Below are 15,783 nucleotides of genomic sequence, written 5' to 3'. Positions count from 1 at the left end.
TGCGAAAAGCATTGAAGAGGTGGGAGTATATCATCTTGTCAGGGAGCCCCCCTCCTATTCCCAAAATAATTGGTTCCGATAACACCAACAACAATGCTGACTCCACCAATTAAATGGTAAAGATGAAAAGCTTCCTTTAAAAAAATAACGCCAGCAAGTATGGTAATGAATGTCGCTAAATTACTAAAAACGCTCATTTTAGAGGCTTCCAATATTGATAAGGCATAATTTGATAAATAGGATGTCACAAGTGAAGATAAAATACCTAAATAAAAAATGGCAATAACAAAATCACCATGTATAAAAGGCTTGAAAAATTGAGGAAGTGTTTGATTGACTACATGATTTCCTATTGCTACTCCATTGAAAATAACAAACCCACAAAATGTCATCATATAAGTTAGTGTTATTAAAGAGTATTGCCTTGTTAGCTTTCTTGCAAAAACGTTATAAAACGATACTGCCAATGCCGAAAGTAAAATTAATCCACTACCAATTATATTGCCTGCGCTTGCGCCCCCATTGCTCATATAAAGCATAAAGATTACACCAGCCACTGAAAGACCAATAAATAAAAGCTGCAGATGTGAAGACTTTTCCTTTAAAAGCACACTTGCAAGAATTAATGTAAAAACAGGAATTGTTGCTTGAATAATGCCTGCCTCTGAGGAAGATATTTTAACAAGTCCGAGTACTTGAAACGTAAAAAATGCAAGTGGATACAATATTGCTAGTGGTAAAATCCTCATTATATCCTGCTTACCTATTTTGACACGATTTTTTGTAAAGCTCATAAAAATCACAATACTGATAAAAGCGATGGAAAAACGATGCGCTAGTGTATCTATTGGATTTGCTACTGTTAAAGCCACTTTTACAAACATAAATGACAATCCAATAATAAGTGAATAGCTGATAGCCGCTAAATAGGCTTTTCTTTGTGCTGTCATAGTGATTACTCCTTTTTTCATATGTCCGATTAAACAGAGCATTTCTCTCTTAATAATCGTAGTAAAGCTATCGTAATAAAAAGTGCAGGCTTATATGATATAAAAAATACCCATCTGTACCGATACAGATGAGTAGGAGGTAGTTTATGCTTAAATATGAGATTATCTATTCCAAACTATTGAATCAAATACAGTTGGGGGCTCTACAGGTTGGTGCAAAGCTTCCTTCTATTCGTCAGTTATCTCAGGAATTTTCCTGTAGCAAGAGTACTATTTTGACAGCACTAAGAAAACTAGAAAATCAACATTTGATTTATGCTCAACCGAAAAGTGGATATTATGTTGTAGATCATCAACTCCCCTCTACTCCTAATAAGAGCAATGAAATAGATTTTGCCACATCATCGCCTAGCTGGCATGCATTTCCATATAAAGATTTTCAGCATTGCATCAATAAAGCTATTGATACCTACCAGGCAGATTTATTTCGATATGGCACACCAAAGGGATTACCTTCGTTAATTAGAGAAACTCAAAAATTGTTAGAAACTTATCAAGTATTTACAAAGCAAGAGAATATCTTTATTACATCTGGTGTTCAGCAATCTCTTTTCTTGTTAAGTGTTATGCCATTTCCTACTAATCGGACAACCATTCTAGTTGAACAGCCTAGCTACCATTTATATATGGATTATCTAAAAACATATAAACTTCCAGTCATCGGCATTAATAGGACTTCTAAGGGAATAGACCTTCAGGAATTAGAAATTATTTTTAGTAATCAGGATATAAAGTTCTTTTATACAATGCCAAGATTACACAATCCTCTAGGTACCTCCTTTTGTAAGAAGGAAAAGGACGACATTCGTAAGCTCGCCACTAAGTACGGTGTTTATATTGTTGAGGATGATTATTTGGCAGACTTTGACCTCAACACAAAATCTGATCCATTATTCACAGATGATATGGAGGAGCATGTAATTTATTTAAAAAGTTTTTCCAAAATCATGTTTCCAGGCTTACGAATTGGACTTGCTGTTTTACCGAATGCACTTATAGATAGTTTTCAGCGTCATAAAAATACCACTGATATAGATAGTTCTATGATTTCACAGGCTGCTTTAGAGCTATATCTAAAAAGTGGAATGTTTGAACGTTACCAAAAGGCGGTTAGTGAGGCGTATATCCAACGTGCCAATACACTGCAACAATCTATTACAAAATATTTACCTGATTTTCAAGCATCCACAGAAATTTGCATGCATAGTCATATTACATTACCAAGGGAAATCAATATCAATAGGCTTATTCAGCATTTACAGCTAGAAGAAATCTATTTAGACACCATTGATCGCAATTACTTAAATGGATTTTACCGCGATCGTATTTTAAAGCTCAATGTTTCCAATGTAGAGGACTACAAAATTGAAAAGGGGATTCAAGAAATCGCTCATGCCCTCAACCATTCACAAAATCACTTTTAATGAAGTAACGAATCATTCATGAAAATTCAAATCGAGGCATATATATAGACATCATAAACTAGTCTATAAGGAGGATTCCATGCAATCTGAAAAAATACGACTTAGGAAGGTTCAACAACTTGCTTATGAAATCATGGATGAGATGAACAAAGGCAAGGAGCTTACACAGTTGGAGATTTTAATTCCTATTATTGATAATTTATCTCGAGCAATAGGGGATTTAACAGATTTATATGGAAAATATTCATTAGATTATGTAGAAGAAAAGGTGAAAAATGCGCATGCACTTTTATTTCAAAAGGAAAAGGTAGATGCCTATTAAAAAGCAAATCGGATAAGAAGGGCAGAAAAGGGTAACCATATAATATGATTACCCTTTCAACCATTAATGCGTTTCAGGTTCAAATGTCTTACAATCTGTTTCTTCGCTATTTGAAGCTTGTTGTCCCTTCTGGCTGACAACGTAAATTTTTTCTGCTGTACATTTATTCCCAGAATCCCAAAATGTGCAGTTATTGACTTCACATAGAATTTCTTGTGCCATCGTCTCACACCTCCTCTTTGTTATCTTTAACAAATTAGAGATAAACAATACGCTGTTACACAAAGTCACGTTCTATTCGCAGGTTGCTAACATGTTCTAATCAATTATTTTTGTTGGTGTTGCTTCTTGTACAATGATTATGCCATCATATGCATCAACAGGTGTCATTTTTATTGTATAGAGCATTTGAGTAAGCTTGTACCATGGGCGAAAATCATCTCCTATATTCCCCATTCTTTGTGCTTCAGAAAGGATGTTTGAAAGCTCCTTAGATTTATTAGCATGTTCAAAATCTACATAGAAAATGTTGTCTTGGACATCACTAAAAGCATCCACTAAAGCATTATGATGCTCAATTGTGTAATTTTTCCTTTCACCAGACCCAGCATTTTGTGCCTGAAATGTATTTTTTACAAAGTCAGTCCCAATCGCAAAATAATCGTCCTGGTACATTTCGTCTAAATATTGTCCCATTGATTTATATCCTGCTGTATTTGCAGAAGTTTTCTCTATATGCCCATTATGAGCAGACATTAGTATTTTACTATGACCTTGAACCGCTTCAAAATCAACAATCCACTGTAAGTTGTCAGCTAGATATTTATCACGGAGATTCATATAATCACTGTCATTTAAAAATAATTGCGTGCGCTGCTTCATGATTTGTACATATTGTGCAGCAAATATATACGCTTCTTTGGATGATGTTTTTATATAAGTATCTTTGTTACTTTGCAAATCCTTGATGATGGCGTCTATATTTTCATCAAGCTCTTTTAGCTGACTATTTGTTAAATCTCTCATTGTCTTATTTGTCACATCTTCAAGCTGTGCCTTATATTGTACAGCCACTTCACTATTAACTTTTTCATAATAATCCAACAACCCTTTTTTACTATAATCATAGCGCTGCATATCATTACCATAAAAATAGACTTTATCGTTTTCATCGGCTGTCATATTATAATCGTGCATCCACTGCACAAACTCAATCATTTGATCAGTTTTATAAATACCATAATCAAGAGCTTTAACAGCATCCTCAGCAGTACCCGTACCAGTTAAAATAAATTGGTTAATTTGCTGAGCTCCTCCAAAATCTCCTTCTAAAACAAAGACACGAACATTTTCATTTTTAACTAAAGCCTGAAATAAATCTTTCTTTAATGATTGAAATTCAACGTTCCCATGAGTGGCTTCTCCAAAACCAATTACTTTCACATTATCTGGAATATCTATATCTTCTATAGCAGAAGTATATGTGGAAGCATCTTTAATAGGTTCTCCCTTTCCGCAGCCCGATAATGCTAGCAAAAGAAAAAATACTGCAATGAATAAAAAGCTTCTTTTAACAAATATCATATATAAAAATCTCCCTTATTTTATAGAAGGTTTATACAGCCTTTCGTTGAAAATATAAATAACCTCCAAGGAAGAACAGTAAGAACCCTCCGCCTACAACCGTTATTAATTGCTCCCAAGGTACAAAGAATATATCATCTGTACTACCGCCTACATACATCATAGCGAATGGCTGTGCCCAAGGATAATAAGGTCCAATAGTCTTAGAATTAATGGCTAATATAGAAGGTAATGTACAAATAACATTGACTGCAAAGGGTGCAGCAAAGCTCTTAAACATAATGGACATCCATAATTGTAGTGCTACTAATGGAAGCGTTGCTACCCACCCACCAAAAATGCTTTTCCACACAATCTCCATTGGAAAAGGGTCCACATAGCCTTCTATCATACCTACTGCAATCATAGAACATAAATATAATAATTGCATCGCCATCACCAGAAGCATTATTAAAACGTACTTAGCTAAAAATACTTTTCCTCTTGTCACTGGTAATGCTAAAAGCTGTTTCCAACCACCAGATTGATGCTCATACCTACAAATAATGCCCGCAAAAACCCCTGTAATTAACGGCAAAAATAATAATGCATACGTTAAATTCATTGAAAATAAGGGGATATACCAATTATTTATAGGAAGGCCTTCCATATCAGATTCTAAATTCGATGTTAATCCAATAAAAAGTCCAATGATGGGCCCAGCTAAAATAATTGGTACCATTTTTGACTTTCGCAGTTTAAACCATTCAGCGCTCACTATTGACCACATTTACTTAACATCCCTTCTAGCGAAATCTATCATTCCGACAATATATAGCAAAACACCTATGCCTATTCCAAGTATGACATTCATAAGGGGCTTATCCCATTCATTCATTAAAGATGGCCATTTCCAAATCATCCAATCAGGTAATATATATGCGGAATAGGTAAAAATCACGCCAAAGATACCAATTGTGATAGGAATCCCCTGATTATGAAAAACACTTGCAATCCAAAGCTGAAGTGCTAAGATCGGCAATGCAGCAAAATATGGATAAAATCCAAATTTCATAATCTCTGAATATGGGATGCTATCGCCTAGATCTAGAAATAACCCATAGGCTAATGTCAATAACGTTAAAAGTGTGGAAGACAACAGCAATAATATGGCTAGGACAGAGAATTTAGATAAATATACCGTAAATTTAGAGACTGGCAGTGCGATTAATTGTTTCCATGCATTCGTTTCATTTTCAATGCTCGCCATAAATGACGTTAAAATAGCAATGCCTAGCACAATCGCAAGTGGTGTAAATGAATGGATATTTAATAAATAGAAACCCCAGTCATCCTCGCTTTGCGCTAATAAAAAATCCTTCCTCACACCGTAATTCACCATTTGTAAGGCAACAACACCAATTGGCCCTAAAGCTGTTAAAAACCATAATCCCTTGCGTTTAATTTTCAAAAAATCAGCAGTTAATAGTTTCCCTATCATATCAATTGCTCTCCTGTTGTCATTTGTAGGAATATATCCTCTAATGAACGCTTTTCTTCCTCTACCCGATAAACCAAAATGCCTTCTTGTACAAGAATTTGTACAATATGTGCTACTTTTTCATCTGAGCATTCATCTAATGAAATGAGCCCTTCCTTATGTTCTGCCTTTATGCCATGAGCTACTAATGAACGCCAGCCCTTTTCAGCGTCACTCACCTTAATAAATACCTTTGGCTGAGCAGATTTACGCATTGCTTCAATGGAATCTTGAAAGATCATTTTTCCCTTTGAGACGATGCCTACTTGTGTAGCCATTTGATCGATTTCTGATAATAAATGACTTGAAATAATAATCGTCATTCCATATTCAGAAGGTAGTCGCTTTATTAGGTTTCGGATTTCGATAATACCAGATGGATCAAGACCATTCGTTGGCTCATCTAAAATTAATAATTCAGGATTATGTAGTAGTGAAGCAGCAATACCAAGCCGTTGCTTCATACCTAGTGAAAAGCCCTTTACCTTTTTATTGGCGGCATCCTTTAATCGAACGATTTCTAATACTTCATCAATACGTGATTTCGGTACACCTAAAATCTTTCTTAAAGCCTCTAAATTTTCATAGGCTGTTAAATGGGGATAATAGGAGGGGTTCTCTACTAATGAACCGACCTTTGCCAAGATATTCATTCGATCCCTCGTTACATCCTTTTGAAAGATTTTAATTGTCCCTGAAGATGGCTTCATCAGCCCAAGAAGCATACGTATAGTCGTTGTTTTACCGGCTCCATTCGGACCTAAAAATCCGTATATTTCTCCTTTACGAATTTTTAAATTTATATTAGATACAGCCTGCTCTTTTCCAAAATTTTTTGATAAATTTTCTGTTTGTACGATATATTCCATTGTTCTCACCTCTTTAATTATCATAAATTTTGAAGTTTAAAAGCAGGTATGGACCAAGTTTAAATTTTGTTTAAAAAAGTCAAAAAAAATCTGCGGACTATTAAGCTGAAGTCTCGCAGATTTATTTCTAATTTTTAGTTGCTACTCTATTTCACTTTATAGCGCTTTATCTTGATTTCTGTACCAGATTCACTTGAGCGTATATCCCAATCTAAGGCCATGCCTTTTACCATAATATCAACGATAGATAGACCAATACCAGCACCTTTGGCATTAGATTCATTTTTCATGCCATTTCCGCAATCCCTAATGATAAATGCATCATAGTGCTCTGTTGACTCTGTTTTAACGCCAATATATTTTCCGCTGTTAGCATGGCGTAAAACATTTTGAAATAAATTATCGAAAATACGTCCAAGCCAAATTGGATCAATCTGCCATTCATTATTCTCAAACGAATGCAGCTCAATATCAATGTCAAAGCCTTCCTTTTCAAATACAGGATACCACGTAGACATTTGCTCACGAACAAATCGTAAGACATTGATTTCCTTCACTTCATATTTATATTTACTTGCCATCAGCAATGTATAAGACATTAGATTTTCTATTAAAGCATCGATGCTTATGATTGATGTGTCCATTGCCTTAATTGCCTGCCGTCCTTCTTCTGTGAGTTCTTCTTTACTAAGCGAATAGGATTGCGCTCTAATTTTTGTTAAAGGGGTACGCAGATCATGTGAAAGATTAGCAATCAGTTCTCGTCGTAGCTGCTCCTCCTTCAGCTCACGATTTTTGCTGTCCCTAAGTTCACAGACCATTTTGTTAAAGCTTTGCTGGAGCTGGCCGATCTCATCCATCTTTTTTGCATCTATCTCAACAGGTAGCCCATCAACATCACGAATCTCCATTGCTTCCTGTAGATGTAATAGGCGCTTTCGAATACCTTTGAAAAATAAAAAGGAGACTACAATGAAAAATAAAATAATCGCAATGACTCCGACAAATAAAAAAGTTCCATATGTTTCATAAACATGTTTAAGTGGTGGAGTGAATACATCTCTAGGAATCTCAAAAACAATAAATCCATTTGATTCATCCTCACCTAAAAAGGCAATAACGGTAAATGGATCTCCTCCATAGCGTTCTTTAATGAACTTTGTAGTAAAAGCAGGTGTCCATTTTGATGGTAGTTGTTCCATTACATTTAATGTGGAGAGCAATGTACCATCCTCACCTACCCAAAACATCGATGCTTCAGGATATCGCTCCTGCCATTTTTCAAAGTGTTGAGAAACTACCTCATCTGTAAAGTTTTTTATACTTTTAGCTTCAGTATGCCATTTTTCCTCCACTTCGCTTGTAATTTCAGCTTTCGTTACTATATCCCCATGTTCTTTTTTAGCAATCTCTAACACAAATACAGCTAAGATGAAATAAGCTATTTGAACAATAGAAATGGCTAGTAAAATAATCAGCATATACTTAGCTAATAGGGATCGTAGAAATTTAAACGGACGAAAAATTTTCATTGCTTCACCCTATAGCCAATGCCTCGAATCGTTTCAATAATTGTTGGCTTCGCTGGATTTATTTCTATTTTTTCTCTTAAGTAGCGGATATGCACCATTAATGTTTTATCGCCCTCTATATAGCTTTCACCCCACACACCTTCATAGAGCTGCTCCTTTGTTAGGATTTGATTTAAATGGCGAATAAAATATTGAAATAAATAGAATTGCTTGCCTGTTAATTGAATTTCCTCATCTGTCTCTGAATGAATGATTCGCATTTCTTTTGTAAAAATTTTAAGATGTTGAAGCTCCAGTACATCGTCATTCTTTTGATATCTTCTTAACAATACTTCCACACGTGCAACAAGCTCATCAGGATGAAATGGCTTTGTTAAATAATCGTCAGCAAAGTTCAGCCCCTCTATTTTATCCTCTACGGCAGTACGTGCTGAAAGCATTAAAATGGGAATTTCCTTATTTTCTCGCTTAATTCTTTTACCAATTGAAAAGCCATCTAACCCTGGTAGCATAACATCTAATATCGCGATATCCTTAAACGCTATATGCTTGTCGACCTCTTCACCTGATTCCAGCCACGTTACCTCATAGCCTCTCTCCATTAAATCCTTCGTGACCCATTGACCAATCTCTTTTTCATCTTCTATGTACAGTATATGAAACAAGGTTCATCCTCCCTATCTATCGGAAAAGTTATTGTAAAGAACCATATTTTGCATTATACATTTATCCTTAAATTAAAGACACTATAATTAACAAAAATCGGAATTAGCCCAAATAGTAGTCTCTAAAAATCTTTAAGGACTTACCAGAAAACATAACAAAAAGATAGCAGACTAGATATTCTAGCTTGCTACCTCTGTATCAGAACATTATTGAATGATCAGCATATCATTTTCGTCAAACTGCCACATATCACCAAAGGCCACTTCCCAATAGTAGCCGTTTGGATCTTGGAAGTAGCCACTATAGCCACCCCAAAATACGGTTTCTGGTTCTTTTACAATCTTTGCCCCAGCCCTTTTAGCCAATTCAAATATTTGATCAACCTCTTCTTTTGATTTGCCATTATAAGCAAGAGTAATGCCTCCAAAGCCATGGCTGATTTCTGGTGGATTGGCTTCATTGATATCTTTGACCAAACGTTCAATTGGAAATAGCGATATTTTTGTTCCTCCATTATTAAAGAACATAACATCGGGATTCGTGTCCTCCCCATATACTACAACTTCAAAACCAAGCCCCTCTCGGTAAAAGTTTAGTGACTCTACCATATCCTTAACACCCAATGTGATTAAATTTAAACGATTCATCTTCCAATCCCCTTTATAAAGTATTACTACTTAAATTCTCCTTCCAGCAAGAAAGTTCCTTTTATTACTGAAAGAAAGTAAATAGTTTACTTTAGCCCAAATGCTATTTGAGTAGCACTTAGCGCTCCATATTATTCTAACCAAGCTTCATTCATTCGTTAACGGATAAAAGCTTTCTAAATGCCCTTTGTTATTGTCATGACTTTTTGAAGTTCCCTTCTAACCTGTTAATTTTGATCTGGAATTGTATATATCAAAAATTATATTTTTCACCCCAACCATTGTCAGCTCACAAAAGTTACCTTAACGTTTCTATGAAACAAAAATGTGCGTACTTTTTTTTACCTTGATGGCGCACCATAATAAAGAAGCAATAAGCAATCAAAACACTTGGAGGAATCACAATGATTAATCATTTACAAGATACAATCACATTAAATAACGGTTTACAAATGCCTGGTATGGGTTTAGGTGTTTTTCAAGTAGCCGATGAGGCTACTGCTGAGATGGTTAAAAACGCTATTGAAGTTGGCTATCGCAGCATCGATACTGCCGCTATTTACGGCAATGAAGCAGGCGTAGGGGAAGGTATTAAACAAGCGTTAGCATCCACTGGTTTACGTCGTGAAGATCTGTTTATTACATCAAAAGTATGGAATGACGGATTAAGCTATGATGAAACTATTGCAGCTTATAAAGAGAGCCTACAAAAATTAGGATTAGATTATTTAGATCTTTACCTTATTCATTGGCCAGGTAAAGATAAGTTTGCTGAATCTTGGAAAGCTCTTGAAGACCTATACGAACAAGGCAAGATCAAAGCAATTGGCGTATGTAACTTCACTGTGGCACACTTAGAAAACTTATTATCATTTGCTCGTATTAAACCTGTTGTGAATCAAGTGGAGTTCCACCCACGTTTACAACAAGTGGAGCTTCGTACATTCTGTGACAAGCATCAAATTCAACTTGAAGCATGGGCACCTTTAATGCAAGGCGGACTTCTTCAAGATGAAACTATTTCAAAAATTGCAACAAAATATGGAAAATCGAATTCTCAAGTTATTTTACGCTGGGATGTACAAAATGGCGTGATCACTATTCCAAAATCTGTGCGTAGAGAACGCATGATGCAAAACGCCGATATCTTTGACTTTAATTTAACAGATGAAGAAATGGCTATCATCAATGCGATGAATCTTGAACAACGTGTTGGACCAAATCCAGATGAATATGACTTTGCTCTATAAGCATTAAAAAGGAAAAAGAGACTGTCTTGTGTTTGACAGTCTCTTTCTCCCCTCATTAAGATGTTTGCTGCATCGCTATATCGTCATCACGTTGTTTTAAAATGACATCTTCACCTTTATCCTGTAATACTTCAACATGTTTTTCACCCCAAGTGCAAAGCATGTTCAGAATAGGTTCCATTCCCTGTCCATAGGGTGTTAATGAATATTCAACCTTTGGTGGCACTTGATTAAAGACCTTGCGATTGATTAATCCAGCTTGCTCTAACTCTCTTAATTGACTTGTAAGCATTTTTTGTGAAATCCCTGGAATCAATCGTCGAAACTCATTTGTTCGAATTTTACCGTGGTGGTTTAAATGACAAAGAATAACTGGTTTCCATTTACCACCAATGACTTCAAGTGTAGCTTCAACACCAATATTATAAATTTTTTGCATTGTAACCTCCCGTAATATTCAAAAGTAACTAAAAGTACTCTACACAACTTTTAGGTGTATGAATATTACTACACATGATAAAAAAAATCAAAGGAGATATTAGTAAAATGTCACAATCAAAAAAACCAAATGCAAAATTGACATTGCTAGCACTTGCAATCAGTGCATTTGGTATAGGGTCCACAGAATTTATCAGCGTTGGACTTTTACCATTAATTACAGATGATTTTGGTATATCTTTAAGCACAGCCGGTTTAACCGTTTCTATATACGCACTCGGTGTAACTGTTGGGGCTCCATTATTAACAGCCTTAACATCTCGTCTCAGTCGAAAAACAGTTTTATTGCTTGTTATGACCATTTTTATAGTTGGTAACTTAACTGCAGCTATAGCACCTAACTTCTCTATCTTGATAATAGGTCGTATTATTTCAGCATTAGCACATGGTGTATTTATATCCATCGCTTCTGTTATAGCAGCCGATGTAGTTGAACCAAATAAACGAGCAAGTGCTATTGCCTTTATGTTTACAGGCTTAACATTAGCTACTGTGACAGGTGTCCCTCTTGGTACGTTTATTGGACAAGTAACAGACTGGCGTATGTCGTTCATCTTCATCGTCATTATTGGGATTATCGGTTTAATTAGTAATGCATTGTTAGTACCTAGCCAATTATCAAATGGGAATCCAATCTCTTTACGTGATATCGGCAAAGTATTAGGCAATATTCGCATGTTATTAATCCTTTTCATTACAGCAATTGGATATGGTGGTGCCTTTGTTGTTTACACATATGTTTCTCCTATTTTAGAGCAATATATGGGTTACTCGCCACATGCAGTCGTTATTATTCTAGTTATCTATGGTATCGCTGTAGCTATTGGTAATACACTAGGCGGCCATTTCGCTAATCAAAATCCGCTTCGTTCCATCTTTATTATTTTTGTGGGACTTGCCTTAGCTTTACTTGGCATTGGTTTTACTCTTGAATCACCAATTATGGGATTAATCATGGTACTGACAATGGGACTATTTATGTTCATGAATGTCCCAGGATTACAGCTTTATGCGGTTCTGCTTTCTGAAAAATATGTGCCATCAGCTATTTCAATGGCCTCAGCATTGAATATTTCTGCTTTTAATATCGGTATATTTTTAGGCTCATATATTGGAGGCTTTATTATTCGACATCAATCGTTAGCGCATACGCCCTTGTATGGATTCCTAATGGTTATGCTTGCAGCGGTTGTTACACTTTTATGGCTACTTTTAGATAACAAAAAGCAATAATCCCTGTACTTCATTTTGTATAAGAAAGAAGTAGAGAATATGTATTGTTTGTTGAAAAGATGTGTCCTATAATTTAGTAGAATTAATCGAGAATGATTATCATTATAAATTACGATTAAATCTACACCTTTATTAAAATTATAGGAGTGAATAGCAATGCATAAGGTTCGACACTTTTCGTTAGCATTATTTGGTTTAATTATGCTGACGTTTGTATTAGGAGCTTGTAATTCGAAGGAGGAGCCAAAGGAGAAAGCTGATGTTGCTAAAGAGGATCAATCAACAGTGGAAACACGGACTGTAGAAGATGAATTTGGGGAGGTAGAGATTCCTGCAAAGCCCCAGCGAGTAGCTGCCATTTACTTGGAGGATTATCTAACAGCCTTAGAGGTAAAGCCCGTTGTCCAATGGTATCACCCAGCTTGGGGGAAACAGGATTATCTAAAACTGGATGCACCAGAATTTGATATTACAGGAAGCATGGAGGCTTTATTGCAAGCCAAGCCAGATTTAATCATAGTAGACGGCGCGGCTGATAAAGCAAAATACGAGGAGTATTCTAAAATTGCGCCTACCTATCGCTTAAAAGAGGAAATCCTTGCAGATCCACAAGCAATTGTTAAAGCTATTGCTGATGTCTTGAACATTCCTGATAAGGCAGATGAGATTGTTAATAATTATCAGCAACGTATTACAACTTTAAAGGCAGAGTTGGATAAGTCAGTTGGGGATGAAACAGTTGCTGTTGTCCGTTTAAATATAGCCGATAAAACACTAGCATTATTTGGCGTTAAAAATCGATACTCTGGCTATATATACACTGAGGCAGGACTTACTCCTCACCCACTAGCTCGTGATATGACGGAATTTCATGAGGTACTTTCAGAAGAAGCTATACCAAAATTAGATGCTGATCATATTATTCTTTTCCCTTCTAATGGAACATGGGAATCTGAAGAAAACCAGGATGCAATTAAATGGTTAGATAGTACGCTCTGGAAAACAGTCCCTGCAGTAAAAAATGGCAACGTGTATATTGCTGACCGAACATATTGGCAATCTGGAGCTATTACTGCCAACCTGTTAAAATACGATGATCTTGAAAAATGGTTCGTAAAATAATTTTAAAGAAAGCTCTTTTAGGGCTTTCTTTGCGTTGTTTAAAAACATTCTTAAGGAAAGGTAGAAAGATATGAGCAGTTTATCGCAAATATTTCAATTACAAGAAATTTCATATTCTATTCCACCAGCAATGTGGCAATTACATCATAGTAATCATTATATGCTTGTTGTGGTTATTAGCGGCTCTGGAAAGCTGAGTTGTAATCAGGAAACCATCCATCTTACTGAAGAAAAGTGTGTGCTCATTCCTCCTAATCAAAAAATAGATGTTCACAATAACACTGAGAATCTGTGCTTTTATCAATTAACATTTAAAATCATCCAATTGCAAGAAAGTCAGACGGGTTGCTTTCCTATTTTTACACGCTTTCAAGAACTGCACTGCCATCCTTTTTCTCAGTGTAATAATCTGTTAGAAAACATTTATCGATACCGTCTAGCAATGGATGAGCTATCATTATTTGAGCAGCATATACGCTTCCAAGAATTTATGCTATTCATTTTGTATCAAAATGTACCTAATCAACAGCAGAAAAATGACCGTCAGTCTGTTGAGCAATCCATTAAACATTTACAAAAGCATTATGAATGTGATTGGACTGTGGAGCGTTTGGCAGAATTAGCGGCTGTCCCACGCTGGAATTATTCTCGTATATTTAAGGATATTACTGGTCAAATCCCACTAAACTTTTTAAACAATGTACGTATTGAGAAAGCCAAGCAATTACTAGTAACAACGAATGACCGTATTTTTGAGATCAGCCAAACGGTTGGATTCAACAATGAGTATTATTTTAACCGCCGCTTTAAAGAGCGTGTTGGCATCTCTCCTGGACAATATCGTCGTAGCCAAAATAATAACCCTCGTATATTCGCACCGTTTTTAGAGGACTTTTTAGTGGCATTAGGGATTACACCTATTGCCCAATTTAGCCATTCAAAATGGGGCAAGCAGGATTATCTAGGGCTACAAGAAATACCTGATATTGATATTGAAAACGGACAGATGGATCAGCTTTTTTATTATAAACCAACTTTAATTATGCTAGATGAGGGGATAGAGCGCTGGGAAGCTTGTCATCAATTAAATCAATTGGCCCCCACTTATCAACTATCTCACCCAGGTGAGGATTGGCGTACTACATTGTTCCAAATAGCTGATTTAACAGGTAGAACGGCTATTATGAAAGATGTCATTAAGCAGTATGAGGAAAAAGTGCAGATGGCAAAAAAAATGCTTCAAAAATCAGTATATGGACATAGCGTAGCCTTTCTTCGTATCTCTGCAATCGGCATTAGCCTTTATGCAGGACCCGAATGCGGCTATACGGGACCCATTCTATATCGTGATCTCGGCTTAACACCCCATCAGTCTGTATGGAATATTCCACCTCATACACGAAAAAAACATCTAACATTTGATCAGCTTATTCACTTAGATGCCGATCATTTATTCATTACCTTCGACAAGCAACATTCAATTTTTGAAGGAGAGGAACGAGTATTGTTAAAATCCACTACCTGGAACAATCTCTCAGCAGTAAAAAACAACTGTGTCTATGAAGTTGATTTCTTAACATGGATGAACTACGGCATTCTCTCCCATAACAAAAAAATAGATGATGTTTTACGTGTTCTCGGATAAAAATTTGTGAAAGGAAGGCTTATCGTGCGAAGCCTTCTTTTTTGATCAGCTAGGGGGTTCCACTTTGATCAGGTTTCATTCCTTTCTGATCGGCTTGGACTCCTTTTTGATCAGGTCTCCTCCATTTTTGATCGGCTTGGACTTCTCTTTGATCAGGTCTCCTCCGTTTTTGATCGGCTTGGACTCCTCTTTGATCAGGTTTCCTCCGCTTTTGATCGGCTTGGATTCTTTTTTGATCAGGTCTCCTCCGCTTTTGATCGGCTTGGACTCTTTTTTGATCAGGTCTCCTCCGCTTTTGATCGGCTTGGACTCTTTTTTGATCAGGTCTCCTCCGCTTTTGATCAGCTTGGACTCTTTTTTGATCAGGTCTCCTCCGCTTTTGATCAGCTAGGACCCTTTTCCGATCAGGTCTCCTCCGCTTTTGATCGGCTTGGACCCTTTTCCGATCAGGTTTCTTCACTT

Annotated in this window: 16 protein-coding genes; 6 read left to right on the top strand and 10 right to left on the bottom strand. The window is 36.2% G+C overall.

Going from position 1 to position 15,783, the window contains the following annotated elements; all coding sequences use genetic code 11:
* Positions 1–38: 38 nt before the first annotated feature.
* A complete protein-coding gene (locus tag AC1RNS_RS18145; protein ID WP_492994684.1) occupies positions 39–950 on the bottom strand; it encodes a DMT family transporter in 912 nt (303 codons plus the stop codon).
* Positions 951–1,096: 146 nt separating this feature from the next.
* Between AC1RNS_RS18145 and AC1RNS_RS18140 the strand changes: the two genes are divergently transcribed.
* The gene (locus AC1RNS_RS18140) at positions 1,097–2,434 is read left to right on the top strand and encodes an aminotransferase-like domain-containing protein (protein ID WP_492994682.1); all 1,338 of its coding nucleotides are present in this window, start codon (positions 1,097–1,099) and stop codon (positions 2,432–2,434) included.
* Positions 2,435–2,513: 79 nt separating this feature from the next.
* Positions 2,514–2,756, top strand: coding sequence for a group-specific protein (locus tag AC1RNS_RS18135; RefSeq protein ID WP_492994680.1), 243 nt, complete (start codon positions 2,514–2,516; stop codon positions 2,754–2,756).
* A 63-nt stretch (positions 2,757–2,819) separates the two neighbouring features.
* Here the strand turns inward: AC1RNS_RS18135 and AC1RNS_RS18130 are convergent, their stop codons facing one another.
* The 8 genes from AC1RNS_RS18130 to AC1RNS_RS18095 form a co-directional block, all read right to left on the bottom strand.
* On the bottom strand, positions 2,820–2,978 hold the full coding sequence (locus AC1RNS_RS18130) for a DUF1540 domain-containing protein (protein WP_283869956.1): 159 nt from the start codon (positions 2,976–2,978) through the stop codon (positions 2,820–2,822).
* Between the two features lie 96 nt (positions 2,979–3,074).
* A complete protein-coding gene (locus tag AC1RNS_RS18125) occupies positions 3,075–4,340 on the bottom strand; it encodes an erythromycin esterase family protein (protein ID WP_492994679.1) in 1,266 nt (421 codons plus the stop codon).
* A 31-nt stretch (positions 4,341–4,371) separates the two neighbouring features.
* A complete protein-coding gene (locus AC1RNS_RS18120) occupies positions 4,372–5,109 on the bottom strand; it encodes an ABC transporter permease (RefSeq protein ID WP_492445862.1) in 738 nt (245 codons plus the stop codon).
* Positions 5,110–5,820, bottom strand: a complete 711-nt coding sequence (locus tag AC1RNS_RS18115; protein WP_492994676.1) for an ABC transporter permease — start codon at positions 5,818–5,820, stop codon at positions 5,110–5,112.
* The gene (locus tag AC1RNS_RS18110) at positions 5,817–6,728 is read right to left on the bottom strand and encodes an ABC transporter ATP-binding protein (RefSeq protein WP_492994675.1); all 912 of its coding nucleotides are present in this window, start codon (positions 6,726–6,728) and stop codon (positions 5,817–5,819) included. Before AC1RNS_RS18110 ends, AC1RNS_RS18115 begins: the two co-directional genes overlap by 4 nt.
* A 146-nt stretch (positions 6,729–6,874) precedes the next feature.
* Entirely contained in the window at positions 6,875–8,260 is a 1,386-nt protein-coding gene (locus AC1RNS_RS18105) for a sensor histidine kinase (RefSeq protein WP_492994673.1), read from the bottom strand.
* Positions 8,257–8,925, bottom strand: a complete 669-nt coding sequence (locus AC1RNS_RS18100; RefSeq protein WP_492994671.1) for a response regulator transcription factor — start codon at positions 8,923–8,925, stop codon at positions 8,257–8,259. Before AC1RNS_RS18100 ends, AC1RNS_RS18105 begins: the two co-directional genes overlap by 4 nt.
* A 207-nt stretch (positions 8,926–9,132) precedes the next feature.
* A complete protein-coding gene (locus AC1RNS_RS18095) occupies positions 9,133–9,573 on the bottom strand; it encodes a VOC family protein (RefSeq protein WP_492994669.1) in 441 nt (146 codons plus the stop codon).
* A 404-nt stretch (positions 9,574–9,977) separates the two neighbouring features.
* Here AC1RNS_RS18095 and AC1RNS_RS18090 point away from each other — a divergent pair, with 404 nt between their 5' ends.
* Positions 9,978–10,823: an aldo/keto reductase gene (locus AC1RNS_RS18090; protein WP_492994667.1), complete on the top strand. Its 846-nt coding sequence runs from the start codon at positions 9,978–9,980 to the stop codon at positions 10,821–10,823.
* A gap of 55 nt (positions 10,824–10,878) precedes the next feature.
* Here AC1RNS_RS18090 and AC1RNS_RS18085 read toward each other — a convergent pair whose 3' ends face one another.
* Positions 10,879–11,262, bottom strand: coding sequence for a winged helix-turn-helix transcriptional regulator (locus tag AC1RNS_RS18085; RefSeq protein ID WP_492994666.1), 384 nt, complete (start codon positions 11,260–11,262; stop codon positions 10,879–10,881).
* 107 nt (positions 11,263–11,369) lie between these two features.
* Here AC1RNS_RS18085 and AC1RNS_RS18080 point away from each other — a divergent pair, with 107 nt between their 5' ends.
* From AC1RNS_RS18080 to AC1RNS_RS18070, 3 genes are all read left to right on the top strand, one after another.
* Complete coding sequence (locus tag AC1RNS_RS18080) at positions 11,370–12,554, top strand: MFS transporter (RefSeq protein ID WP_492994664.1); 1,185 nt, start codon at positions 11,370–11,372, stop codon at positions 12,552–12,554.
* A 156-nt stretch (positions 12,555–12,710) separates the two neighbouring features.
* Entirely contained in the window at positions 12,711–13,676 is a 966-nt protein-coding gene (locus tag AC1RNS_RS18075) for an ABC transporter substrate-binding protein (RefSeq protein ID WP_492994662.1), read from the top strand.
* A 70-nt stretch (positions 13,677–13,746) separates the two neighbouring features.
* Positions 13,747–15,321, top strand: coding sequence for a helix-turn-helix domain-containing protein (locus tag AC1RNS_RS18070; RefSeq protein ID WP_492994661.1), 1,575 nt, complete (start codon positions 13,747–13,749; stop codon positions 15,319–15,321).
* The last annotated feature ends 462 nt before the right edge of the window (positions 15,322–15,783 follow it).

The organism is Lysinibacillus sp. GW821-FHT14F06 (assembly GCF_058803665.1).
This window is presented reverse-complemented; position numbering and strand designations above follow the sequence as displayed.

Excerpts from the sequence above, each read along its gene's own strand:
- AC1RNS_RS18145 (WP_492994684.1), bottom strand. The coding sequence starts at position 950 with ATGACAGCACAAAGAAAAGCCTATTTAGCGGCTATCAGCTATTCACTT.
- AC1RNS_RS18140 (WP_492994682.1), top strand. The coding sequence starts at position 1,097 with ATGCTTAAATATGAGATTATCTATTCCAAACTATTGAATCAAATACAG.
- AC1RNS_RS18135 (WP_492994680.1), top strand. The coding sequence starts at position 2,514 with ATGCAATCTGAAAAAATACGACTTAGGAAGGTTCAACAACTTGCTTAT.
- AC1RNS_RS18130 (WP_283869956.1), bottom strand. The coding sequence starts at position 2,978 with ATGGCACAAGAAATTCTATGTGAAGTCAATAACTGCACATTTTGGGAT.
- AC1RNS_RS18125 (WP_492994679.1), bottom strand. The coding sequence starts at position 4,340 with ATGATATTTGTTAAAAGAAGCTTTTTATTCATTGCAGTATTTTTTCTT.
- AC1RNS_RS18120 (WP_492445862.1), bottom strand. The coding sequence starts at position 5,109 with ATGTGGTCAATAGTGAGCGCTGAATGGTTTAAACTGCGAAAGTCAAAA.
- AC1RNS_RS18115 (WP_492994676.1), bottom strand. The coding sequence starts at position 5,820 with ATGATAGGGAAACTATTAACTGCTGATTTTTTGAAAATTAAACGCAAG.
- AC1RNS_RS18110 (WP_492994675.1), bottom strand. The coding sequence starts at position 6,728 with ATGGAATATATCGTACAAACAGAAAATTTATCAAAAAATTTTGGAAAA.
- AC1RNS_RS18105 (WP_492994673.1), bottom strand. The coding sequence starts at position 8,260 with ATGAAAATTTTTCGTCCGTTTAAATTTCTACGATCCCTATTAGCTAAG.
- AC1RNS_RS18095 (WP_492994669.1), bottom strand. The coding sequence starts at position 9,573 with ATGAATCGTTTAAATTTAATCACATTGGGTGTTAAGGATATGGTAGAG.
- AC1RNS_RS18090 (WP_492994667.1), top strand. The coding sequence starts at position 9,978 with ATGATTAATCATTTACAAGATACAATCACATTAAATAACGGTTTACAA.
- AC1RNS_RS18085 (WP_492994666.1), bottom strand. The coding sequence starts at position 11,262 with ATGCAAAAAATTTATAATATTGGTGTTGAAGCTACACTTGAAGTCATT.
- AC1RNS_RS18080 (WP_492994664.1), top strand. The coding sequence starts at position 11,370 with ATGTCACAATCAAAAAAACCAAATGCAAAATTGACATTGCTAGCACTT.
- AC1RNS_RS18075 (WP_492994662.1), top strand. The coding sequence starts at position 12,711 with ATGCATAAGGTTCGACACTTTTCGTTAGCATTATTTGGTTTAATTATG.
- AC1RNS_RS18070 (WP_492994661.1), top strand. The coding sequence starts at position 13,747 with ATGAGCAGTTTATCGCAAATATTTCAATTACAAGAAATTTCATATTCT.